Source organism: Paraflavitalea sp. CAU 1676 (assembly GCF_029223285.1).
Classification (GTDB): domain Bacteria; phylum Bacteroidota; class Bacteroidia; order Chitinophagales; family Chitinophagaceae; genus Paraflavitalea.
In genome coordinates, this window is sequence record NZ_JARHUJ010000005.1 from 376,121 (window position 1) to 399,250 (window position 23,130).

The following is a 23,130-nucleotide window of genomic DNA, read 5'->3' on the forward strand; positions in this document are numbered from 1 at the left end:
GCGGGCCATTGTTCTTTCTAATCCACTCTCAATTTGAATCTTCCTTCCAGGCGGGAAGGCGGCGGAAAACCATCGCTGTCTTCAATATACGGGGTAGATTTTTCTATGAGGAATTCTCCGGTAGCCCAGGTGTCGCCCATCGCATCTTTGGCGTAAGCTGTAATGCGAATGAATCCGGGGCTCATATGCCAGATGTCGAAAGGGTTATTCATGAAACGGTGTTCATAGGTAGTGCGGGGCGCGGGTTGCTTGGCGATGTATTCGAAAGTGGTGGGGTTCTCCGTATCAGGAAGGTCGTTCCATGCCCAGGTGCCGGTTCCTTTTGCCTTACCTCCTTCAATCCGGATATAGAGTGAATGGCGGTCGTAGGGGAAATCACCATCGCTGGCAAAATAGGATTGGCCCGACATGAATGATTCGTCGGAAAAATGGATCCAGGGCCCACCGTTGACCTTCAGGTCGATGCCTGGTTTCACCGGTTCGGTAATGGTGATGTTGGCAAACAGCAACACATTACCCTTCGTTTTGAGGGTCACTGTTGCTTCTACTTCCACCGGGTTTTTAAGCGGCAGGGTAGCGGGCGCCGTAAAGATCCCTGTTGCCCTCGTTGGTACATTAAAAATGGTTCCATTGCCGGGGCCGTTCACGATCCGCCAATCGACGGGTGCCGGTATTGGGCTTGGCTCATCGAGGTAGTATTCTTTGTTGGCCTGGTCTTCTTCGGTCAATCCCATAGGGGTAACGGTCATCACTTTCAGGTGCAGCGTTTTTCCCACCTCTACCATGATGGGTTCTTTTGGTTCGAGGTATATACTTTCATAAGTGGTCCAATCGCTGAAATGGGTTGACTGCACCGATACCGTTTTGGCGCTTTCATCCTTTTGCAGGTTGGGCATGCCGCGCCATTTGCCTTTGTCGTCCTGGTAGGCAATATTGGCCAGCGAGGCGATCGGATAATGGAAGCGTATCGTTACCGGCTTTTGGAACTGCTGGTTGTGTGGCCTAAGTCGGTAAGCGGGCAGTTGCTCATTCTCGCTACGGTCTACTAGGGTGCGCGATACAGGTTCTATCCCGATGGTTGTTTCTTTGGTGAGTGCTCCGGCGGGTATGATGACCTCTACCTGGCCGTCTTCGGATTGTATCTTACCACCTTCCACGCCAATTGTTTTTTCTGTTACATCGCCCAGCGACTGGCCCTGTGGCCTGTTAACGCCTGTGCCCGACGGGGTGGGTTGTGTATTGTCTGTCTTTTTGCTACAGGCGGTAAGTGCACAGAAGATCAGACTAAGGAGCATCACATGTATACGTATCATATCGTTGAGATTTCTTGTGCGGCAAAATTCCTGCGTAATCGCGTGGTCTTTTTCCGTGCCACTACGCGTACTTCAAATTCAGTAGTAACACGTAGAGCAAGGACCTTTACTGTCTACGTATTTTGAGAACTACGTACTACTACTAATAAATGTCGCCTGACAGCTTGATAGTTTTGCTCCACTTTAAAACCTATAGGATGAAAAAGATAATAGCGGTGTATTCGGTGCCGGTTTGGTTGCTGGCAATGATCATGGTATGGCTGTCGTGCAGCAAACCTGATAAGGACGAGGAGTTTGGCGGGGCTGCGGCGGGGCCTGAGGGTATTCACATCAGTATCGATGGTCGGCCCTCCAAAACCTATAAGGGCATGGCTACGGCCATGGATGAAACGGGACAGTTCTCTATCGGCAGTCTTCGCCTATCGCAAGATATTCCGCAGATCGTTTTCCTGTTGCCGCGGAAGCCTGGCCGCAAGGCCGACGGGGTTTATCCCTGGGCGATGGAGGAAACAGAATCGAAACAGGTGACGTTCGAATATGCCGAGCCGGACCTGCAGAAAATGTATGTGTCGGTCTATGAAGATGGTTCTGCCGTGCGTGATAGCAAAGGAACCGTTTCGGTGCAGGAATTTGAACAGGGTGGAAAGAAGTATGTGGCTGGTGAGTTTGCTGTTGAACAGGCGGGCGTTGTGGAAACCGCCACAGGTAGTCACATCGGCGTTGTGAAGATCAAAGGATCTTATAAAGTACAACGCAATTGGTAGTAATATTTAAAAACAACATAGCAATGAAGAAGTTGATCCTTTTGGTGCTGGTGGGTTTGCCGTTGATGGCTTGCTGCCAGCTGGGCGCCTACAGCCGGTACGATTTTATTCCCGGGGATAATATTTTATACCTCGAAGATTTTGCGGGAGATGCAGTGGGCGAGCTGCCGCTGAAATGGGTGAGTAATAACCGCGGTGAGACGGTAACGGTGGAACGTATGCCCGGTAAATGGTTCCGGTTATTTCCCGGCAGCCGCTTTGCTTCGCCCGCCTTTAAGAAATTGCCGGCTAGTTTTACCATGGAGGCTGATCTGATGCTGAAGTTTTCGGGTGAAGGGGGGTATGTATATCCGGAAGTGGAGATCAAATTACTGGAGCTGCTGGCGGGTGACGCCAATGTCAACTCCTATGTGGTGAACCAGGATGCGCTGAACGAAGTAGCGCTTGTATTGATGCCGGCGGGCGAAGGAAAGCCCTTGTCAGTATCATTGAAGAGTTATGTTAAGGGAAGTACTCACTTTTCGAATGCGCCTAAAGAGATCAAGGCAGTTACTGATAACGGGGGCGTATTGCATTTGTCGGTATGGGTGCAGCAACAGCGGGTGCGGTATTGGATCAATGGAGAGAAGATCTTCGATATTCCGTTGGGCGTTCCTTCAAAAGTGGGCATCAACAGAACCGGGTTCAGCGTGGAGTCGTCATTGTATACGGAAGATCAGCTGGGTATTTTTGTGTCGAACCTCAAGCTGGCGGAAGGTACGCCCGATATGCGCAGCAAATTGCTGACTGAAGGACGCCTGGTCACCAATGGCATCCTGTTCGATGTGGATGCCGACCGCATCAAGCCCGAAAGCGCCGGGGTTTTGAAAGAGCTGGCAGCAGTGCTGAAAGAGAATCCTACGCTGAAGGTGAAGATCATCGGCCATACCGATAGCGATGGTGATGTGCAAAAGAACCTCGATCTGTCGAGAAGGCGTTCGGTGGCGGTGCAGAATAGCCTCGTCAAGGATTATGGCATCGAAGAGGGGCGCTTGCAAACGGAGGGTAAAGGAGAATCGGCGCCTATTGCTGATAATAACACTGCGGCAGGCAAGGCGAAGAACAGGCGCGTGGAATTTGTGCGATTGTAATGTGAAGGATGGATCAGGATTGAACAAGGGACTTCAAAACGTTTAAACGACTGACTCAATCCATCGGGTGTCTTAGTTAGAAGAGGCTGCATCCTATTTTGATGCAGCCTCTTTTTATGTTAGGCGGAGACGATTATGGAAGAGACTAATAAGAGCTTAGTACCTGGAGATCCGCGTACAGCAGTTCTGCTTTTTGAACGAGCAGCATTTCTTTCCATACCAGCTTTTCTATCGACTCCAGTGCCCTCGCTTGTACATCGGTCAGTAGTTTTTGAACTGCATTGGTTGATCCGTTTCCTCTTTGATAGCCTGCATGTTCCAGTAATGTTTGCAGCTTGTTGAAGGCTACCGTGTATTGTTCCAGCTTCGTTACCCATAGCTTCCGTTGCTGTTCGAATAACTGTTGTTGCAGCGTTAGTTTCTTCCGGACCTTTTCAAGGTTGTTCTCTCCGGGCAGGACATTTTCTTTGTCCTGGTATGTTTTTTCCAGCCTGTCGTATTCTTTGTAGTAGGATTGCCAGTCGAAGGCTTGTTGCAATTCGATGAGCTGGTACAGCTTTCTTTTCAGGCTCGTGTCGCTGGTGGAGGCATTGGCGATGGTGTTCTTGTTAACCGGCGGGCGTAAGGCCAGCTTCCAACGGAGGTCTTCGAAATAGACCGTGTCGGGCATGTCGGTGCGAGGGTGGGCGTTCATGGTGGCTTTGATAGCGGGGGCGTGCAGGGCGGCGACCAGTTGTTTCACTTCTTCATACACGGGGTTCAATAATTCCGCATCGATGAATTTATCTCCATAGGTTGTTTGCCGGGTAAAGGCCCGGTGCAGGGCTTCTATCGTTGGCGGTATTACCGGAATATCCTTGTTAAGCAGGGGCAGGTCGACGGCCTGTGGTGTTTGTGCGGCCATGCTGGAGGCAAACAGACAACCAGCCAGCAGTTGACAGATGTTCTTTTTCATGTACAAAAGAACAGGTGCGGCCGCATTGTTTTTTCAGCAGCACTGCGCATTTAATAAACCCAGTAGTAATACGTAAATGCCCCCTGCTTTCGGCAGGGGGCAATGGGATACGATTTATTGAAATGGTTAATGCTTCCTGGTTATTTTTTACTATCCCATTTGGTGGAGAACCGATAGATACCGGAACCTGCTTTCAGTTTCACGTAACCGGGTTCCGTGCCTGCTACCTGCAGTTCATTGCCGCTGACGAGCGGGCGATCGCTTTCCAGTATATCGCCGGCGTTGTTGGCTGGTATATAGATCGTGGCAGTGGTGTTGGCCGGTATCTCTACATCAAGCAGCAGCTTGCCGTTTTCGACCTTCCAGGCCGACGATAGTTTGCCGTAACGGGTATCATAAGCAGCACCTGCGTTGGTGATCTTTTGCCCGATATGTGGTTTGATGGTGATCTTCTTGTAGCCCACTCCATCATCATCTGTGTCGATGCCAACCATAACGCGGTACATCCAATCGCCGATGGCGCCATAGGCGTAGTGATTAAAGGAGTTCATGGAAGGCGTTTGGAAGGTGCTGTCTGGCTTCATGCCATCCCAACGCTCCCAGATGGTGGTGGCGCCCATTTTTACCGGGTATAACCAGGAGGGGTAGGTTTCCTGCAGCAATAAACTGTAGGCAATATCGGTATATCCGAAGCGGCTCAGCACGTGGCAGAGATAGGGTGTGCCCAGGAAGCCCGTGGTAAGGTGATTGCCATATTGCTTGATGTTCTTAACCAACCTGTCGGCGGCCTGCTGGCGTTGCGCTTCGGGCAGCATATCGAACTGCAGGGCCAGTACATAGGAGGTTTGTGTATTGCTGGTGGTAGCGCCGTTGGGCGTGGTGTATTCCTTGCGGAAAGCTTCTTTGATGTTGTTGAGCTGGGTGGTATAGGTGGCTACGTCTTGTGTGTTGCCCAAGACGGTGGCTGCATTGATGAGCAATTGCGTCGAATAGGCATAGAAGCACTGGGCGATGAGGTATTTGTTGGTGATGGCCGAGTGCCCGTCGCGGTCGTCGTTGACACTATAAAAAAGCCAGTCGCCAAAATGCCCGCCTTTGTTCCAAAGTTGTTCGGTGCTCTGACTGCTCATGTAACCGACCCACGCCTTCATCGAGGGGTATTGTTGTTCGAGTATCTTTTTATCGCCATAAGCGAGGTACATTTCCCAGGGTATGATGGTGGCTACATCGCTCCAGCCGGCGCTACCGCCTTGTTTGCCGAGTACGTTAGGGATTACGTGTGGTACGGCGCCCGTTGGCAATTGATCGGCAGCTACATCTTTCATCCATTTGTCGAAGAAGTTGCCAACGCCTCGCAGGAAGGAGGCGGTACGGAAGAATACCTGTGCGTCGCCGGTCCAGCCCAGGCGTTCATCGCGTTGCGGGCAATCGGTTGGTACGTCGAGGAAGTTCCCCTTCAGCCCCCATTCAATGTTGTGCTGCAGTTGGTTGAGCAGTGGGTTCGAAGAGGTGAAGGTGCCCGTGGGTTTCATATCGGAATAAAGTGCAACTGCCGTGAAATTGTCGGGGTTGATGGTTCCGGGATATCCTTTTACCCGTACATAACGGAAACCCTGCCAGGTGAAATGCGGTTCGAAGGTTTCTTCGCCTTCCCCTTTCAGTACGTAGGTGTTCTCTGCTTTGGCGGCACGCAGATTCTCTGTGTAGAAGTTACCGTTCTTTTCCATCACCTCGGCATGCGAGAGGGTAATGGAGTCGCCGCTTTTGCCGCTTGCTTTTACCACTACCCAGCCAACCAGGTTTTGGCCATAGTCGAGGACCTGTTCGCCCTGGGGTGTTTTGAATACACGGAGGGGCTTGAAGGTCTCGTGTTTTTTTACCGGTTCGTTATAGGTTGCGAGCAGGGTTGATTTGGTGTAGTTCTCTTTCCTTGCCGGGATCCAGTCACGGTCGTTGAAGCCGGCGGTGCTCCAGCCTTTCTTATCGAGGCGCGCGTCGACGGTTTCACCGTGGTACACTTCGGAATAACGGATGGAGCCTGTGGAAGACTTCCAGCTTTCATCACTAACGACGCTTTGCGTGGTGCCATCGGTGTAGGTGATATCGAGTTGCAGCAACAGGGCTACATCGGTTCCATAATGATCTTTGCTATTGGACCAGGCAAGGTAGCTGCGGTACCAGCCATTGCCGAGTGTTACGCCGATGGCATTGTTGCCTTGTTGCACCAGGCCGGTTACGTCGTACACCTGGTATTGCAGTCGCTTGTTATAGCTGGTCCAGCCGGGGGTGAGGTAAGCATCGCCCACCCGCTTGCCATTGATTTGTGCTTCGTACATACCATGCGCCGTTATATAAGCAGTGGCCCGACTGACCTTTTTACCGCTGGTGAACTCTTTGCGAAAGAGGGGAGATACCCGCGGCCCATTGTCGTCGAAGCCCTGCGTGATCCAGCTGGCCTTCCAGTCGGTGGGTTGCAGCAGGGCCGTTTGCCAATAGGCCGGCGTACTCCAGGGTGAAGTGTTGCCCTGGTTGTCCCACACGCGCACCTGCCAGTAATAGCGTTTACCGGAGGTCAGGGAGCTACCATTATAAGGAATGAGGAGCGACTGATCGCTACTGACCTTTCCGCTGGTCCATATGCCATTGCCTTTGATCTTCGCGTCGGTGCCCACCTTGATCTCGTAGGCCGTTTGCAACACGTTGCGTTTGTTGGATTGCAACTGCCAGCTGAAGCGTGGTTGCGTATTGTCGAGGCCAATGGGGTTGGTGAGGTTTTCTGTGGTGAGTTGTTGTACCTGTACCTGGGCGACGGCCATGGACATACTGATCTCCATAGCTGCGGATAGCAATAGCAATCTTTTCATTGTTAGCAAGCGGATTGAATGATGAATAAGGCTTGGGGCCAACGCACAGGTTGCAGTCTTAGGCCGGCCCATACAAGCCTTTGATGCCGAATATAGTGGAGCTTGGAGGGTTTACCGTCCTGCCGTGTCCTGTGGTGCAGGGGATCAATAAAAAAGCCACTGATCACTCAGTGGCTGTATTGTTGATGATTGCCAGTCCTCGTTTGACCGATTGCTACAATTTTACGGTTACCAACAGGAAGGTGGCCGGAATGGAAGTGCTGCTGGCGGAATCGCTTTTGTTCTGACTGTCGAACAGGGACTCTAATTCGCGCTGCAGGTCGGCCGTCTTGCCATTTTTTTCCGCGGCTTCAAATGCGTTCATGGTGGGGCCATAAAAAGTCCTGAACCTATGCACCAGTTCCGAAGGCGGGAATGGGCCCTGGAAGGTAAATGTTTCCCTTTCGAAAGAGATGTTTTCCGGTGGTACACCCGCTTTGCCAAAGCGCTCGGTAACATGCTGTTCCATACCCCATAACATCGGACTCACAAAACCTTCGGGCGGCGGAGGCGTATAAGCGGAGCTGATCTTTAATATCTGAGCTACCAGGGTGGGATCGCCGGGGATCCAGTTACCCATCACAATACGCCCTCCGGGTTTGGTAACCCGCACCATTTCGCTGGCTGCATCGAAGGGCTTGGGGGCGAACATGGCGCCAAAGATACTGACGGTGAGGTCGAAGCTATGATCAGGCGTCCCATTCAGGTCGGTGGCATCGCCTTGCCGAAAGCTACAATTGGAAAGGCCTGCTGCTTTTGCCCGGGCATTGCCGGCCGCCACCAGGTTTTCGGCGATATCGATACCCGTAACATCAGCGCCCAGTTGGGCTTCGGGTATGGCGGTGGTGCCATCTCCGCAACCGAGGTCCAGTACTTTGGTGTGGGGAGTGATCCCTATTTTGGCTACCAGCGCGGTACCGCTTTCGCGCATCGTATCGGCTATACGGGTGAAGTCACCTTTTTCCCATAATTGTTTGTTCGGATTCATCTTTATTGTTTTAACCAAAGCTATTGTTTTTGGGAAAGCATGATTTTGCCCAAAGGCTCATTCTTATGCCTGAAAAGCTCATTTCGCTATTTTTTGTATATTGAAGTGACTCTTGATGTATGGTAAATTTCTACGATAGCGTACTGCAGCATCCCCGATTTTATCGCCAATTCAATTGCAGCGATTCGCTGATCACTGTTTTTAATTGTCCGCTGGAGGCAAGGCTCATGAAGTCGAAGTTTGCAAGCCTTTGGAGTCAGTATAATTATTTATTTTATGTGATCGAGGGCAGGAAGATCTGGCATACGGCCGACAAAGCCTATGATATAGGAAAGGATACCTGTGTGTTTGTGAGAAAAGGGGCCTGGATATTCGAGAACTTTTTGGAACAGGGGTTTTGTGTGGTCTTGTTTTTTATACCAGATGAATTCATTTACAATACGTTAAAGTCAAGGGTGAAACCGTTGAGCAAGGAGTTCATGCAATACCAGCCGGTGATGGTGTTGGATAGCAGCGATACGCTGGCCGCTTTTTTTCTTTCTGTCTCGTATTATTTTGCGGGAACGCAGGAGCCTGATCGTTCTTTGCTGGAACTGAAATTCAAGGAGTTGATACTGATGATTGCAGACAATCCGAAGAATGGGGAATTGGTGTCTTATTTCAGCTCTTTGATGAATGAGCCCCAACACCTTTCGCTGCAAAGGGTGATGGATGATAATTATCGCTTTAACCTGAAACTGGAACAGTTTGCGCAATTGAGTAATAGGAGCCTGGCAACTTTTAAGCGCGACTTTCAAAAGATCTATGATACTACTCCCGGAAAATGGTTGTTGGAAAAGCGGCTCGATCTGGCGATGCGTCTCTTGGTGGATAAAGGAAATTCGATCAGCGAAGCCAGCTTTGGCAGTGGTTTCGAAAGTGTTTCGCACTTCAGCCGTTCTTTTAAGCACCGCTTTGGAATGTCGCCCTCTTCGGTTAAGCATTAGGGATCTGCTAATAGGAAAGCCCGCCTCCGGGGAGGCAGGCTTCTATATTACTTCTTAATAAAATTCTTTTCAATGACGGCGAGCTGGTCGGCATTGAGCTTCGTGGTTTGTTTCAATACCTTCACAAATGCGGCTACTTCCTGTTCGGTAGCGGGGCAACCAATGTTCTCGCCGGGCTGATCGAGGCCGGCGCCAGCGGGACGCATGTTGCAGTCTGCCACGAGCTTTCCACTACCGTCAAAAATGAGCCAGTAGGGGATTCCTTTCCCTTTGCCGTGGTATTTTTCCATCAATTCTTTACCTCCGGCGTTTTCGAGGTGTTCTTTCCCTTTTGCTTCCATCACTACCAGGTGGCGCACTACGAAGTTGTCATCGAACAGTTTTTTGCAGTTGGCATTGTTCATGATGCTGTCCATGCGGTGGCACCAGCCGCACCAGGAGGCGTGGAAGATGATAAATACTTTCTTGTTCTCTTTGGCGGCTTTGGCGGTAGCTTCCGTCAGTACGTCTTGTGCAGGCGGTGGTGTTTGTGCCCAGGCGCTGGCTGCAAAGAGGAACAGGCCTAAGAATAAGGTAGTGGCTTTGGTCATGACGATGGTGTTTATGCGACAATTTACGATAAACTCATTGCACTATCACTTTTGCCACCAATTCTTTATGAACGGTCAGCCTTATCATGTAGGTGCCGGGCAACAGGTTGCTGATGCGTTGACTGACGCCTGCTTGTATAGAGCGCTGTTGCAGCAGCTTGCCGTTGAGATCGAATACTTGTAGCTGATCCTGTTCAATGCCTTCCGCCAGTACGTTAAAATAGCCAATGGCCGGTACGGGGTAGGCTTTGAGCGAAGTGCTTTGTGTGCTATTCCCTTCCACCAGCCGTATGGCCGACCAGGTGGCCCTTCCATCGATATCTTCCTGCCGGATGCGGTACCAGGCTTTGCCGGTAGTGCTATTGGTATCGGTAGCCGCATAATCGAGGGAGAAGCTGCTGTTGCCGCCGGTCGATTTGGAGGGGGCAAACCGGATGGTCTGGAATTGGGCTTCATTGTTGTTCTTCCTTTCAATGAAGAAACCGGCATTGCTTTCTTCGCTGATGGTTTTCCAGTTAAGCTGTACCAGCGCCGGGCTGATGCGTTTGGCAGTGAAGGTGAGTCCGGAAACCGGTAGTGCCAGTTGCTGGCTCATAGGCTGAAGGATGCCCTGGGTAAGCATGGTGGTGGCGTTCTGGTGGGTTACACTTACTGCTTCACCCACCGTAAAATCGATCATGGCATTGCCGGCTTTGAACGAGGTACCAGCCAGGTCGATGCCGGCGCCGCTGTTGAGCACTACATCGTTTATTGCCGGAATAGAACTGGTGGTGCCTTTGTCCGGCTGCAGGAAGCCGGGTGTGTACATAAATGCGGTAGTACTGAGGGCGGCTACCGTGAGTTCGCCAACATTGCTTTCGAGCAGGATGCCGCCTGCCAGTTGTGAAGTGCCTGCGCTGCCGATGGTTTGTGGACTTACTTGCTGCGCCTGCGATGGCGCCATAAAGGCAAGGCTCATGAAGAGCCCTGCTATGGATTGTTTGAGTGGGACCATGATTGAGTTGATTTATTGGATCGTGATGGTGCCATTGATCACGTCATTCTGATTTAAGGCTTGTCCGGATAAGTTGCGAATTCCAAGACCTATGCGATAAGTTCCGGCATCTATAGTTCCAATAGCCGGATTGCCTCCGGAAGTTACCACGTGTAAAGCTCCATGAGCTACAACAAGCGTGCGAGCGTTGAGGTTAATGGTGTGGTAGTTGGTAGCATTAAAAGCGATGATGTTGCTGCCGGCGGTATTTTGATAGGCCGGATTTATTCCGAGGTTATTAATTGGGCCGGTTGCTCCTATGGAAGCGGCAAACGTTGCGATAATGGTCTGGCCGGCTTTGAGCGTGATCTCTTTGGTGGCGCCGAGAAATTGAAACGCGAGGCTTCCGCCGACCAGAGTTTGGTTGATTATATTTTGGCTAATGATGTGGGTTGCCGCAGAAGGTGCAGATATCCAGGCTGATCCGTTCCATCTTAACAGATCGCCGGGATCAGGGGCTGATTCGGCGACCGGATTTCCATTGATCTTTAGGGCATTTACGGCCTGATCGGCTGCAAAGGAATAGGGGACGGTAGCCAGCGATTGGCTTCCCATATCGGTGAAAGCGCCCGTATTGTTGATGTCCAGTTCTACTTTAAGGCTTTTGGCTGCGACGGAATTGCTAACCCAGTCGATGTTGGTAAAACTGCCGGAGGTGGCTTGCGCACCCGGTCCGCCGATCTGCACATTGAACAAGCCGAGTGCATTGGTTGTAACATTGCGGGTTTCACTGTAGAGGGTGGGGCTGCCGCTGGCACTGCTGATAATGCTTAAACGAACTTTGATGGCCTGGTTCACGAGTGCCTGTCCCTGGGCATTGCGGGCAACGGCCTGGTAATTGATGGCTTTGGGCATCTGGGCAATGGCTGTTGAAATACCTGTAGCAAGCAATAACAGCAAAAAGAATTGTTTCATATTCGTTGTGTTGAGTTTAATGATTGGCATTTGTTTTTTGTTGAGGCAAAATTGAAAAGCCGGGAGGGCTATTGAAAATTTATCGCTGATGGTTGTAGGTTGGGCCGGTTAATTTGTAGAAAAAAGCCAACGAGGCGTAGAAGAGTGGAAGGGGTAATGGCGGGCTCTGTTTTTCGTAGCGGCTACCGGGCAATTGGCAGTATTTTTCAATGGTCCGGGAAGCTATCCGGATTTATCAAATAGAGGCGTTTGGGGCATCTACCTTTTAAATGCTTATTTCGACGTTTCAATTTATTTTTAGCGGGTTTACCTTTCCATATTTTTCCATCTGCGTGGTAGTGATATATTTGAGGCACTATGCGAAGGCTCTATTCCCTATTCCTGTATTTGGCGTGTTTTTTCGGGGCAGATGCCCAGTCGTCGCGGCTTTCCTTCCGGAAGCTGACGGTAGCCGACGGCCTCAGCAATGGCCATATTGAAGCCATCGGCCAGGATGCCCGTGGTTTCCTTTGGTTCTCGTCGCTCTCGGGCCTCAACCGTTTCGATGGCTACGAAGTAAAGACCTATGCACATGTTGCCGGAGATAGCACGACCATCCCGCCTTCGGTGGTGCGCAGCATGGTGGTCGACAGTGCCGGCAGGTTCCTGGCAGGCCATGAGAGCGGCCTGCTGGAGTACGATGCTTCAGCCGATCGCTTCCGCCGTATTAAGGCGCTGGAAGGTTATTGGGTGGCCGATATGGCCGTGATCGATAAAGACCTGGTACTGCTCGCCACGCACAGCGGTCTGGTAGCCTATAACCCGAATAAGAAGCAGGCCAGTTTCTATAATAAGGGTCGCGATACCTTGTTGGGCATGCGGCTGAATTCCTTATTGCGCCAGGGTAATGTATTGTATATCGGCAGCCGCGCGGGGCTGCTTCGGTTTGATTGGAAAACAGAAAAGCTGGAACGGGTGCTCACAGGACCGCTGGCGGAGATGCGGGTTGCCAAAGTGCAGGCCGGCGCAGGCGGCCAGATCTGGGTGGCAGGTATAGGCGCGGCGCGTCTCGTGCGGCTTTCGGCAGACCTCAGTCAATTTACCGTGTTCGATGCGCAAGTGCCTTCGGGCGATCAAACCATTTTCAATTTCGCCGATCTGAAAGCCGATAGCAAGGGGCGTATATGGCTGGCTACTCAATTGGACGGTCTGCTACTCTATAATGACGCAACCGGCGGTTTTGAACGCTTCAATCACGATCCACAGAAAATATGGTCGCCTTCCACCTACCTGCACCATTTCATCTTCTGCGACCGGGAAGGTATGCTGTGGATCGGTGGCAATAATGGGGTGAACTATGTAAACCCCGACAAGAACCTGTTTCATATCATTCCTGCTTTCGATAAAGACCCTGATAAACTCAACCGACGTATTGCGCGTGTAGCGACAGAGGACCGCCAGGGCAATCTATGGCTGGGTACACTCGATGGGGTAGTGCGGTTCGACCCGCGGCAAGGAAAATATACGGAATGGAATAACCGGGAAGGGAAAGCGCCGGCGATCTACTACAATTCAATCCGGGGTGTGTTGTGCGATGAAGATAATAATGTCTGGATCGCTACCGGTGCGGGGATCAACCGGTATAACCAATCGACGGGTAAGATGGAGTTTTTTGAGGAGGCAGACAGTATCCCCGCCGTCTTTTACTTTTCACTCGACCGTGACCGTGAAGGCCGGTTTTGGTTTGGCACGCGCGACAGGGATGGCTTCTATTATTACGACTTCCGCGAAAAGAAGTTTCACAGCATAGCGTCCTTTCCCGGTCTGAACCGCTTTGCCGGTTATGGCGGGCGTAAGTTGATGCAGGATAGCCGGGGCCGCTATTGGCTGGGTTTTAACAGTGAAGGCCTTGGTATGTACGACCCCCGTTCGGGCAATTCGTACCATTGGATGGCCTCCACGGGTAAAGAGCCCGGTATCAGCGGCAACATCATTGTCGATATTAAAGAAGACCGGGATGGCGTGGTTTGGATCAGCACCTTCCATGGATTGTCGGCCATCGAACCAACCAATTTGACTATCCGGAATTTCAATCACTCCAACGGCCTAGTAAATAACAGTATTTCGGCGCTGGAAGTAGATGCCCTGAACCGGCTGTGGATCGGCACGGGCAGTGGGCTGATGATGTTGGACAGCAGCCGGCGTTATTTTACTTCCTTCGGACTGCAGCATGGGTTACCTTCTATCGAAATGCCGGAGCATTCCGGCACCACACTGCGTAATGGGGAGATCATTATGCCCACGCAGAACGGCTATGTCCGCTTCAATCCTCTCGATTTCGTCAGCGAGCAGAAGTCCCTGAATGCCTTCATTACTTCGTTTGGCATGCCCGATCAACCAGCACTTCCTTTTAGTGATGTGGGTTTCTCCTTGGGGCAGGATCAAAATATGTTCCGGGTGGGTTTTACGGCCATCAATTTCGAGAATGCAGATGGCACCTGGTATGCCTATAAACTGGATGGGCTCGACGAGGAGTGGACCTATACGCGCAATCGTTTTGCCGAGTTCAGCCGGGTGCCGGGTGGTGATTATGTGTTCCGCGTAAAGGCTTCGAGCGACCGCGACCATTGGACAGGCGGGGAGCAACTGCTGCCCATCCATGTCGATACGGTATTTTACAAAACGGGGTGGTTCCTGTTGCTGATGTTGCTGTCGTCATCGGCCCTGGTGTATGGTGTATACCGGTACCGGATGCATCAGCAAAAAGAGGTGCTGGAATTAAAAGGAAAAGCCCAGTTACTGGAAAAGGAGAAGGCGCTGGCCATGTACGAAAGCCTGAAGCAGCAGTTGAATCCCCATTTTCTGTTCAATTCGCTGACCTCGCTTTCCGGTCTCATCGAAACCGACCAGGCGATGGCAGGCAATTTCCTCAAGCAGATGTCGAAGATCTACCGGTATATTCTCAAGAGCCGGGATAGTGAACTGGTGACGCTTCATGAGGAGATCAATTTTGTGCAGGTGTATATCGATTTGCAGCAAACACGGTTCCGGAATGGTCTGGAGGTCAATATCAAGCACGACGAGGACGCACGGTATTTCAAGATCGTACCGGTAACTTTGCAGAACATGGTGGAAAACGCCATCAAGCACAATGTCATCGACGCGGAATCGCCGCTGGTGGTGGACATTTTCCGGGAGGGAGACTATCTTGTAATTACGAACAATCTCCAAAAGAAAACGGTGATCGAGTCTTCGAACAAACAGGGACTATCTAACCTGCAGTCCTTGTATCGTTACCTGACTAAAAAGAGAATGATCATTGAAGAATCGACCACGCGTTATACGATTAAAATACCATTGATATGAGGGCGTTAATCATAGAAGACGAAGCGATCATCGGGCAGCTGCTAAAGAGTAAGATTGGCAAGATCGCTAAGGATATCGAGGTTATCGATATGCTGCCCAGCCTGAGGGCGGCGCTCAAATGGTTTGAGTCGAATCCACCACCTGATCTGTTGTTCATGGATATTCAGTTGAGCGATGGGGTAAGTTTTGACCTGTTTGAACATGTGCAACTCAGTTGTCCCGTGGTATTCACTACGGCCTATGATGAATATGCCATCCGCGCTTTTAAGGTGAATGGGGTCGATTACCTGCTGAAGCCCATTGAAGATATTGAACTGGAGAAAGCAATCGCCAAATGCAGATCGGTCATTGCAAGGAACGCAGGAGTGCCGGCAGATATGGGCGAGCTGATGAAACAACTATTGAACCCGGGTAGTATAGCGGCTGCTTATAAACAACGTTTCCTGGTGAATATGCGCAACCAATGGAAGCCCGTGTTAACGCAGGATGTAGCGTGCTTTACGAAAGAAGTATTAAACTACCTCTATCTTTTTAACGGCGAAAGGTTTCTGGTGGATTTCAATACGCTGGACGAGATCGAGGAACTGCTCGACCCCCAGGTCTTTTACCGGGCCAACCGGCAATACATCATCAACATCAATGCGATCGCTGCCGTAAAGCCGATGGAGAATGCCAAGATGCTGATCAAACTCAAAGAGCCTAACCATAAGTTTGTGATCGACCTCAGCAGGGATAAAACGCCCGTGTTCAAGAAATGGCTGGCCAGTTAGGTCGGCTACCGGTTTACAGTAGGAGTGACCGGGGTAATGGCTGGCCGGGTGAACCGCCTACTGCTGGGGCGACGGGTTATTCTATAACCGGCTACCAGTTGGGCGTATGGTTAACCGGTGGCCGGCATGAAAGTGTCGTGGATGCCTCTCAAAAAAGAAAGCCCGCTCAATAAGAGAGCGGGAACTTACATTCATCCGGATTATTTTGTAGCAGGTGCGATCGCCGAATCGTCGATCGTGGTGCCCGTAAGTTTGATTTGGTAAGGCCACTGTTCTTCGGGATTGGGCTTGGGCGCTTCGCCGTTGTTGTTGCGGCCTCCGGGGCGACCCATCGATACCGGCCAATGTTCTGTTGGCGCGCCGCTCACGACCAGCCACAGGTATTCCGTGTCTTTTGGTACTTTGAAGCTGGTGGCAGCTTCGGCATCCTTCTCCATCTTTCCATATACCCGCGTGCCGTCTTTTTGATAGGCCACAAAACCATAACGCCAGCCCGCTTTATCGGTCTTTACTTTATTGTATCCATCTGCTCCTGCAAGTCCTTTGAAGTTCAATTTGATCTTTCCGCCTTTTGCAGGCACTTTCAGTTTGATGCCATTGTATCCATAGTTCTGCGGACAACGCAGGGAGTCGATGCGGTACCAGCCGTCGGTGGTTGGTTTCAGCGACGTGGTATGCTGGTTGGCATAGGGCCTGGCCACTTTTTCGATGCGTGGCATATCCCAGGTGATGAAACGGCGAACGGCATCGAACATCTCATCGTTGAACTGTTCCTGGTTTAGATTGGTAATGCGTTTGTAGGTAGTTACGGGATCTTCCCCCTCCTGTGTGGCGCGGCAGAGATTGCCGAAGAATTCTATACCATGCTTGTTGGACCAATACTCCAATACATAGGGAGAGTGGTACATATTGGTAGGGTGCAGAAAGGCATAGTGCGTTTTCTTCATGAAGTCGACCAGGTGATAATTTTCGAAGGTCATCCATTCGGGATATACCTGCCAAAGCATGTACTGGGCCGACATTTCCATGATAGCCCCGCGTGGGCCGCGGCCATTGTCGGTGGAGGCGAGAAACTGGAAGGAGTGCCCCAACTCGTGGGCCAATGCGCCGTAAGGCGCTTTGTTCATGCGCTTGGCAGGTGTCCACAAGCCGCCTACTTTGTTTTCGATACCACCGCCGAAGGCGGTGCCTTCGGTGCCGCCTATTACATACAGCAGCACTTTGTATTTGTCGGAAATGGACTTGCCTTTCTGTACCAGTTTGAGCTGGTTGACATAGAAGTCATAAAAGCGTTCCAGTTCTTTCAGCGATTCCTGGGGATTGAAGCGTTTGGTAGCGTCGGCATTGATCGTGGGATCGTCTCCAAATTCCTTGTTCCAGAAGATGGCGATATTGTCGGATTGTACCATCCGTTTATAACTGTATTCGCTTTCGTTGCTGTTATAGTCGTTGTTTTCCGGTATACGGTAAATTTTGGGCGGTATGTACAGCGCTTTGGCCGTACTGTCGTGGTATTGGCTGAAGGACGTGTCGTCGATGCTACCGGAGCTTGCTGCTAGTATCAGGGGCAGGGCTGCTGCGCAGGCCAGGATGGTGTTGGTGCGTGTCATGAAGCGGGTGTTTTGTTTGGCAGCTATAAAATTAGCTTCTTTGGCTGTAGACGGTACGCCGCTGACCCTGTTGGGTAAAATCGACAAAGCAATGGTCAATACGTGTATGGATGACAACTACTATTGTTCTTTATCCAGGTAAGCTTTGAATTGGCGCAGACTTTCTGCCTGGTCTTCTATGTCGATCATTTCCTGGAAGACATTGAATTCGTCGACCCATTGGTCGATCAATGCAAATGGAACGTCGTTCATATGGCTGCCGTGCCACCTGCCTTCGGGAAAGCCCAGCTTCACGGCAATGCGGCTCGACTCGTACCATGCTTTGTTCTGCTGGTCGAATATGTCTTCTTCGGCGATGATGGCATATTTACGGAAATATTGCCGCAACAGGTTGGAGAAGAACATGGCCCTGAATACTGGCGGTGGATGGCAGGCCTTTAACTGGCTGTTGATCTCTTTGGCCGTATCGAGGTCAAACAGCTGCTGCACCAGCACATAGCAGAACAACTCCGAGAAAAAGAAATCCTTGCGTTCAAATTCGGTAATGGCCGCTGGTTCTTTGAACTCAGGATGGCTGGTGATATTGTAGCCAAGCGCTGCGAGGTCGGCGTCGATCTCAAAGAACTGGTACACCTGCAATGCTTTTTGCTTTATCGTGGTTTCATCAATGAATGTTTCGTTGTTGAGCGCGTTGAAATAGGAGGGGTGTTGCCGCGTAATGTGCATCGCCTCGTGGTGCAGGATATAGTCGATGATGGCGTTGTACAACAGGCCTACCGCTTCCAGCCTTTCTGCTGTAATGTTCTGGTATACTTTGGGCCGTTCGAAGTCGTGGGGATAATGCAGAGAGGGGGTGATGGAGGGGCCGGTCAGGAGTTCTTTGGTAAATCTTTGTGCTACTTCATAATCCACCTTGTCATCGCCGGGGTAATTGAGAAATGTTTCTTTGTCGGCCAGCGACAGTAACAAGAGGTTCCATACAGCCCGTATGGTGCCTATGCTCAGGCAGATGGCATGTTTCTGGTTGCCTTTGACCACGAAGGCAGCTATCTCCTGTTGATCGATGAGCAAGAGGTCGATGTCGTCGGCGTTGTCTATGAGCTCATCGTTCAGCAGTCTTTGCACCAGCTTGCTGAAGAGGGTCTTTACATCCTCGATATTATTGGCATCTATTTCGGGCAGCGCCGATTCTTCTAAGATCCCGCCGCTTTGTTGTATCCGAAAGTGGGTGTTCCAATTCAAGGTGTGGAATTGTTTATGGCGTGGCAGGGTTGCTTTCCTTTTCTATGGCCGCTTTGATCTCGGCTTCTGTAGAAACTTTGGCGCCATTGATGTATATCTCTATGGCCGGCTTTTCTTTTTTTGATTTGAACCGGTCGTAGATCCAGGAAGCCACCAGTTGCGAGCCAATGCCGGAGGCAAAGGAGATCACGAGCGAAAGCACGCTGATCGTTTCTGCTACGCCGGGCTGTGTTTCGATACTGGCTTCTTCAACCTGGACTTCGCTGGTCGATTTTCCGGCCGTTTGCCGGAGTTGCCGTATGTCTTCGGGGTCCGAAGACATAATTGACACTGTAAGGGTGTTTTTCATGCGGTTAGTTGATGGTATTTATTGTATTCTAAGATACTAAATATTATTTTTGAACGATTTCCTGATCAATCAATACCACATGAAAATCGCCAAGTCCAAACACAAGAACATCTTTTGTATTGAAGGCAACTGGACCAATGACCTGCGCGACCGCCGCAGCATCAAGACCGCCCTGGAGTTCCTGGAGCACAATTCCTATAGCAAGAAGAATGTTTTGCATACCCATCGCCAATGTTCCTCCAAGCAGGAGTTTGAGAACCTGATCAAAGAATGTACGCTCAAGCGGTATAATCAGTATAGCATTCTATACCTTGCTTTTCATGGCAATGCGGGCCGCCTGCATGTGGGCAAGCGGGTGACGATGCGGCTGGAAGAGATTGCGGAGATGCTGGAAGGTAAGGCTGCCAACAAGATCATCCATTTCGGCAGTTGCGAAACCTTTTACGTGATGCGGCGCGACCTGAACAAGTTTATGCGTCGCACCGGGGCGCTCGCGATCTCGGGTTACGAGAAAACGATCGATTTTATGCCCAGCACCTTCCTCGACCTGCTTTACTTCCAGTTTTGCCAGCAATACCAGAAAATGTACCTGGTGGAAAGAGACGTGAAACAATATTATGGTAAGCTGGCGCGGGAATTGGGGTTTAAGATGATCTACGAGAAATGAATGATGCTGGTAAAAGAACTTAACCTCTATGAGCCGGCACTTTCCAGGGCTTTGTTCAATAGCGTCTTACCGGCCTCTCTATAAGTGAGCGATAAGGCAACCTGTCTTCCGGAGTCACTCATTTTAGCCCATGTTTTTTGCAGTATGTCTATCATCTTTTCGGCTGGCTGCTTTTTTATCAGGTCATCGTATTGGAATTCAAGAAACACCAGGCAAAGTGCATTCTCCATTGTTTGCACTTCGGTATTCGTTTTAAGCTGCTTCTTCAATACAATTTCTTTGACCCGGTCGATCATGTCCATTTCATATCCAAGCTGCTGCAATATCTCTGCTGCTTTTTGCGCGTGGAATTTCGAAAGGTCGTTTCGCCATCTCAGGTAACCCACCCGCCCTTCTGGATAAGCTTTTCTGGCAATTTCCCATCGTCCTATGTGCTGGCACCTGGAAGCGAGTAAAAGCGACTCACTGGCTTCCGGGTCAAGCTTTTTAACCCACTCATACAACTTAATGGCATAAAAATATTCAGCTGGATAATTCTGTCCATTCCATATTACCTCCGAAGGGTCCTGTTGGTTATAGGTATCAAAAAGATTAAAAGCCTGTTCCAGTTTTGTCATAATACCAGCGATTTATAATGTCGTGCCCAAAGTTATTATATAAAAAGATTCAACCGGTTGCGCAAATTGGGGCCGGATGATGGCTGGCTGCCGAAAAAGAAGGAATTTGTGGGTGTAGATTCAAACTTCATCCATGCTCAACTTTGGCCTCCTTCCACGATTGCTATTCTTTATCCTATTTATTTCGATGAGCGCTGCCGTTGCGACCGCCCAGTCGCCTGCAAGTGGTGTACTGCCATCAACCGATTGGCTGGTACGTCCCGTTACGGCGAAAGCGTCTGTCAATAATAACAACAAGGACATCGTGCTCACCAACGGCCTGGTGGAACGCCGGTTTCGTTTGGCTCCCGATGTGGCCTGCATCGATTACCGCAACCTTGTCAACGGTCAGCAATTACTGCGGGCCGTAAAGGCCGAGGCAAGGCTCACCATCGATGGCAAGGAGTACAATGTGGGTGGCTTATATGGTCAGCGCGAAAATGCCTACCTGCGGCCCGATTGGGTAGATGCCTTGAAGCCCGGAGACAGCAGCTTCCATTATGTACGCCACGAGGTGCGCGACCTAAAGCCGTTATTGCCCTGGCGCTCGACAATGTGGACCGGACAATCCCGGCCAGCTGCGGGTAAACAACTCGTTTTTGAATACCAGTCAAACCTCGACGCCCTGCGCGGACTTTCTGTATTTGTATCGTATGAACTGTTCGATGGCATTCCCCTCCTTTGTAAGTCGCTAACAGTCGTTAACAAAGGCACCCTGGCTGTGAAGGTGGACCGCGTGGTGAATGAAATACTCGGTATGGTAGAGGAGGAGAGTGCGGTAGTGGGGAGTCCGGCCCAAATGAAAAAGCCGGCCGGTATTTATGTGGAAACCAATTACGCGTTCAACAACGCCATGCGCTACGATATCAGCGATCAAACCCTGCACTGGAAAACCGATCCTGCCTATACCTCACAGGTCAACTACAATTACGAAACACCCTGTGTGCTGGAAGTATATCCTTCGAAGGCGCCCGGTGTGCAGCTGGCTGCGGGTGAAACCTTGAACTCTGTAAGATCTTATGAATTGTTGATGGATAGTTACGACCGTGAACGGCGAGGACTGGCCATCCGCAAAATGTACCGTACCATAGCTCCCTGGGTAACGGCCAATCCCATCTTCATGCACCTCGTGAGCAAGAACGACGAACAGGTGCGTACCGCCATCGACCAATGTGCGGCCACCGGCTACGAAGCGCTCATCCTGAGTTTTGGCAGTCATTGCAATATGGAAGATACCTCGGTTGCCAATATCCAGCGCTGGAAACAGCTGGCCGATTATGCGCACAGCAAAAAGATATTCATCGGCAGTTATTCTTTGTTCAGTTCCCGCCGCATCGACGATGCTACCGATGTGATCGACCCTGCCACCGGTAAACCGGGCGGCGCGTTCTTTGGCAATGCTCCCTGCCTCGGCAGCGCCTGGGGCCTGGGTTATATTGCCAGGTTGAAAACCTTTATCAGCGCTACCGGGTTCGACCTCTTTGAGAACGATGGTCCCTATCCCGGTGATGTATGCGCTTCTACCATGCACCCGGGCCACCGCGGACTGGATGATTCGCAGTGGCGGCAAATGGAACTGCAAAAGGAGTTGTACCACTGGTGTAATGCCCGTGGTGTGTACATCAACGCGCCCGACTGGTATTTTCTCGACGGCTCCAATAAGATTGCTGTTGGCTACCGGGAGGTAAACTTCTCCCTGCCACGCGAACAGCAGATGGTATTGAACCGCCAGAATATATTTGATGGCACCTGGGATAAAACGCCTTCTATGGGATGGGGTTTTGTGCCGCTCACCAAATACCAGGGTGGTGGTCCCGAAGCGGTGCTGGAACCCTTGTCGGAACACCTGAAGGATTATGAACAATTGATGATACAATATTATGGTGCCGGTGTGCAGGCCTGCTATCGTGGCCCGCGTTTGTTCGATACGGAAGAGACGCGCAAGATGGTGACTGGTGTGATAGACTGGTACAAGCAGTACCGGGATATCCTGAATGCCGATATCCTTCACCTGCGCCGCGCCGATGGCCGCGACTGGGATGGCTGGCTGCATGTGAACGCCGGACTGAAGACCAAAGGCATGTTGTTATTGTTCAATCCGCTGAGCAATCCCATTACACGGTCTGTAAAAGTGCCACTGTATTATGCCGGTCTCACGACACAGGCGAAGCTCCGGGAGAAGGGTGGTGCTATCAAGAGCTATGCTTTGCAGCGTGATTATTCCATATCACTGCCAGTTACCATTCCGGCTAATGGTTATACCTGGTTTACGATCGAGTAGGTCTCATAACCATCTGCGCACCTTACGGCAATAATCCTCGTAAGCGGATCCGAAATCCTTGCGGAGGCGGGGTTCTTCCCATCCCATGATGAATATATTGAAGGCCGTAAAGATGAACAGGCTATAGGCCCAAAGGCCTGTTGACCGGGTAAATAAAGATTCTCCGATAAGGGTGAACATCACCCCAATGTACATAGGATTGCGCGAGTATTTGTAGAGGCCCGATATCACCAGTTGCCGGGTAGGGTCGGCGGGCGACAACGTACCTCGGCCATCGAGTGCAAAGCGCGTGATGCAATGCAGCGTGATGGCAACCCCTGCGATAAATACGATGATGCCGGCATATTGGTCGACGCTAAGAGGAGTGTTGAGTGCAGTGCGGTATTGTTCCCGGGCGATAAGCCAGGGAAAAAATCCGCAAACCATGCCGGGTTGCAGGATGGTGAAGAACAGGTTGCGCCAGAACAAGGAGCCATTGCCGGCACGGCCCTGTGTATTGTGTTGACTGGTGTTCATGGGAGGTGGTTGTAATAGGGCACCCGAATGTAGCAGTAATGTACCCAGCCAGTTGCCCGATTTGCCCGGTAATCATTTATACAGGACGGATAGCTGCTACCGCAGCATGAATGGCGT

The 23,130-nt window shown here is 50.9% G+C and carries 19 protein-coding genes; 7 read left to right on the forward strand and 12 right to left on the reverse strand.

Annotated elements, in window-relative coordinates:
- Nucleotides 1-17: 17 nt before the first annotated feature.
- Nucleotides 18-1,313: a hypothetical protein gene (locus P2H89_RS18030; RefSeq protein ID WP_275829380.1), complete on the reverse strand. Its 1,296-nt coding sequence runs from the start codon at nt 1,311-1,313 to the stop codon at nt 18-20.
- Between the two features lie 197 nt (nt 1,314-1,510).
- Between P2H89_RS18030 and P2H89_RS18035 the strand changes: the two genes are divergently transcribed.
- Nucleotides 1,511-2,077, forward strand: a complete 567-nt coding sequence (locus P2H89_RS18035) for a hypothetical protein (protein ID WP_275829382.1) — start codon at nt 1,511-1,513, stop codon at nt 2,075-2,077.
- Nucleotides 2,078-2,100: 23 nt separating this feature from the next.
- The gene (locus P2H89_RS18040) at nt 2,101-3,207 is read left to right on the forward strand and encodes an OmpA family protein (protein ID WP_275829383.1); all 1,107 of its coding nucleotides are present in this window, start codon (nt 2,101-2,103) and stop codon (nt 3,205-3,207) included.
- A gap of 145 nt (nt 3,208-3,352) precedes the next feature.
- On the opposite strand, the gene P2H89_RS18045 is transcribed toward P2H89_RS18040, so the two are convergent.
- The 3 genes from P2H89_RS18045 to P2H89_RS18055 form a co-directional block, all read right to left on the reverse strand.
- Nucleotides 3,353-4,162, reverse strand: coding sequence for a hypothetical protein (locus P2H89_RS18045; RefSeq protein WP_275829385.1), 810 nt, complete (start codon nt 4,160-4,162; stop codon nt 3,353-3,355).
- 140 nt (nt 4,163-4,302) lie between these two features.
- Complete coding sequence (locus P2H89_RS18050) at nt 4,303-7,026, reverse strand: alpha-L-rhamnosidase (RefSeq protein ID WP_275829387.1); 2,724 nt, start codon at nt 7,024-7,026, stop codon at nt 4,303-4,305.
- Between the two features lie 214 nt (nt 7,027-7,240).
- The gene (locus tag P2H89_RS18055; protein ID WP_275829389.1) at nt 7,241-8,053 is read right to left on the reverse strand and encodes a class I SAM-dependent methyltransferase; all 813 of its coding nucleotides are present in this window, start codon (nt 8,051-8,053) and stop codon (nt 7,241-7,243) included.
- A 119-nt stretch (nt 8,054-8,172) separates the two neighbouring features.
- Here P2H89_RS18055 and P2H89_RS18060 point away from each other — a divergent pair, with 119 nt between their 5' ends.
- On the forward strand, nt 8,173-9,039 hold the full coding sequence (locus P2H89_RS18060) for an AraC family transcriptional regulator (protein ID WP_275829391.1): 867 nt from the start codon (nt 8,173-8,175) through the stop codon (nt 9,037-9,039).
- A gap of 47 nt (nt 9,040-9,086) precedes the next feature.
- On the opposite strand, the gene P2H89_RS18065 is transcribed toward P2H89_RS18060, so the two are convergent.
- Genes P2H89_RS18065 through P2H89_RS18075 form a run of 3 tightly spaced genes read right to left on the reverse strand, consistent with a single transcriptional unit; the run spans nt 9,087 to nt 11,577 of the window.
- The gene (locus P2H89_RS18065; protein ID WP_275829392.1) at nt 9,087-9,629 is read right to left on the reverse strand and encodes a thioredoxin family protein; all 543 of its coding nucleotides are present in this window, start codon (nt 9,627-9,629) and stop codon (nt 9,087-9,089) included.
- A gap of 34 nt (nt 9,630-9,663) precedes the next feature.
- Nucleotides 9,664-10,623 (reverse strand): T9SS type A sorting domain-containing protein, encoded by a 960-nt coding sequence (locus P2H89_RS18070; protein WP_275829394.1) that lies wholly within the window; start codon nt 10,621-10,623, stop codon nt 9,664-9,666.
- A gap of 12 nt (nt 10,624-10,635) precedes the next feature.
- Entirely contained in the window at nt 10,636-11,577 is a 942-nt protein-coding gene (locus tag P2H89_RS18075) for a hypothetical protein (protein ID WP_275829397.1), read from the reverse strand.
- A gap of 357 nt (nt 11,578-11,934) precedes the next feature.
- Here P2H89_RS18075 and P2H89_RS18080 point away from each other — a divergent pair, with 357 nt between their 5' ends.
- Together P2H89_RS18080 and P2H89_RS18085 are read left to right on the forward strand one after the other, a co-directional pair.
- Nucleotides 11,935-14,922 (forward strand): two-component regulator propeller domain-containing protein, encoded by a 2,988-nt coding sequence (locus P2H89_RS18080; protein WP_275829399.1) that lies wholly within the window; start codon nt 11,935-11,937, stop codon nt 14,920-14,922.
- Nucleotides 14,919-15,692, forward strand: a complete 774-nt coding sequence (locus P2H89_RS18085) for a LytTR family DNA-binding domain-containing protein (protein ID WP_275829402.1) — start codon at nt 14,919-14,921, stop codon at nt 15,690-15,692. Before P2H89_RS18080 ends, P2H89_RS18085 begins: the two co-directional genes overlap by 4 nt.
- 200 nt (nt 15,693-15,892) lie before the next feature.
- Here P2H89_RS18085 and P2H89_RS18090 read toward each other — a convergent pair whose 3' ends face one another.
- From P2H89_RS18090 to P2H89_RS18100, 3 genes are all read right to left on the reverse strand, one after another.
- A complete protein-coding gene (locus tag P2H89_RS18090) occupies nt 15,893-17,302 on the reverse strand; it encodes a DUF6055 domain-containing protein (protein ID WP_275829404.1) in 1,410 nt (469 codons plus the stop codon).
- Nucleotides 17,303-17,422: 120 nt separating this feature from the next.
- A complete protein-coding gene (locus P2H89_RS18095) occupies nt 17,423-18,544 on the reverse strand; it encodes a hypothetical protein (protein WP_275829406.1) in 1,122 nt (373 codons plus the stop codon).
- Nucleotides 18,545-18,557: 13 nt separating this feature from the next.
- Nucleotides 18,558-18,893, reverse strand: a complete 336-nt coding sequence (locus P2H89_RS18100; RefSeq protein WP_275829408.1) for a hypothetical protein — start codon at nt 18,891-18,893, stop codon at nt 18,558-18,560.
- A 79-nt stretch (nt 18,894-18,972) separates the two neighbouring features.
- Between P2H89_RS18100 and P2H89_RS18105 the strand changes: the two genes are divergently transcribed.
- On the forward strand, nt 18,973-19,560 hold the full coding sequence (locus P2H89_RS18105; RefSeq protein ID WP_275829410.1) for a DUF6642 family protein: 588 nt from the start codon (nt 18,973-18,975) through the stop codon (nt 19,558-19,560).
- Between the two features lie 26 nt (nt 19,561-19,586).
- Here P2H89_RS18105 and P2H89_RS18110 read toward each other — a convergent pair whose 3' ends face one another.
- Nucleotides 19,587-20,177 carry a DUF4202 domain-containing protein gene (locus P2H89_RS18110; RefSeq protein ID WP_275829412.1) on the reverse strand — a complete coding sequence of 197 codons (591 nt, stop codon included), beginning with the start codon at nt 20,175-20,177 and terminating at the stop codon, nt 19,587-19,589.
- A gap of 133 nt (nt 20,178-20,310) precedes the next feature.
- Here P2H89_RS18110 and P2H89_RS18115 point away from each other — a divergent pair, with 133 nt between their 5' ends.
- The gene (locus P2H89_RS18115; RefSeq protein WP_275829414.1) at nt 20,311-22,497 is read left to right on the forward strand and encodes an alpha-galactosidase; all 2,187 of its coding nucleotides are present in this window, start codon (nt 20,311-20,313) and stop codon (nt 22,495-22,497) included.
- A 3-nt stretch (nt 22,498-22,500) separates the two neighbouring features.
- On the opposite strand, the gene P2H89_RS18120 is transcribed toward P2H89_RS18115, so the two are convergent.
- Entirely contained in the window at nt 22,501-23,013 is a 513-nt protein-coding gene (locus P2H89_RS18120) for an isoprenylcysteine carboxylmethyltransferase family protein (RefSeq protein ID WP_275829416.1), read from the reverse strand.
- Between the last annotated feature and the right edge of the window lie 117 nt (nt 23,014-23,130).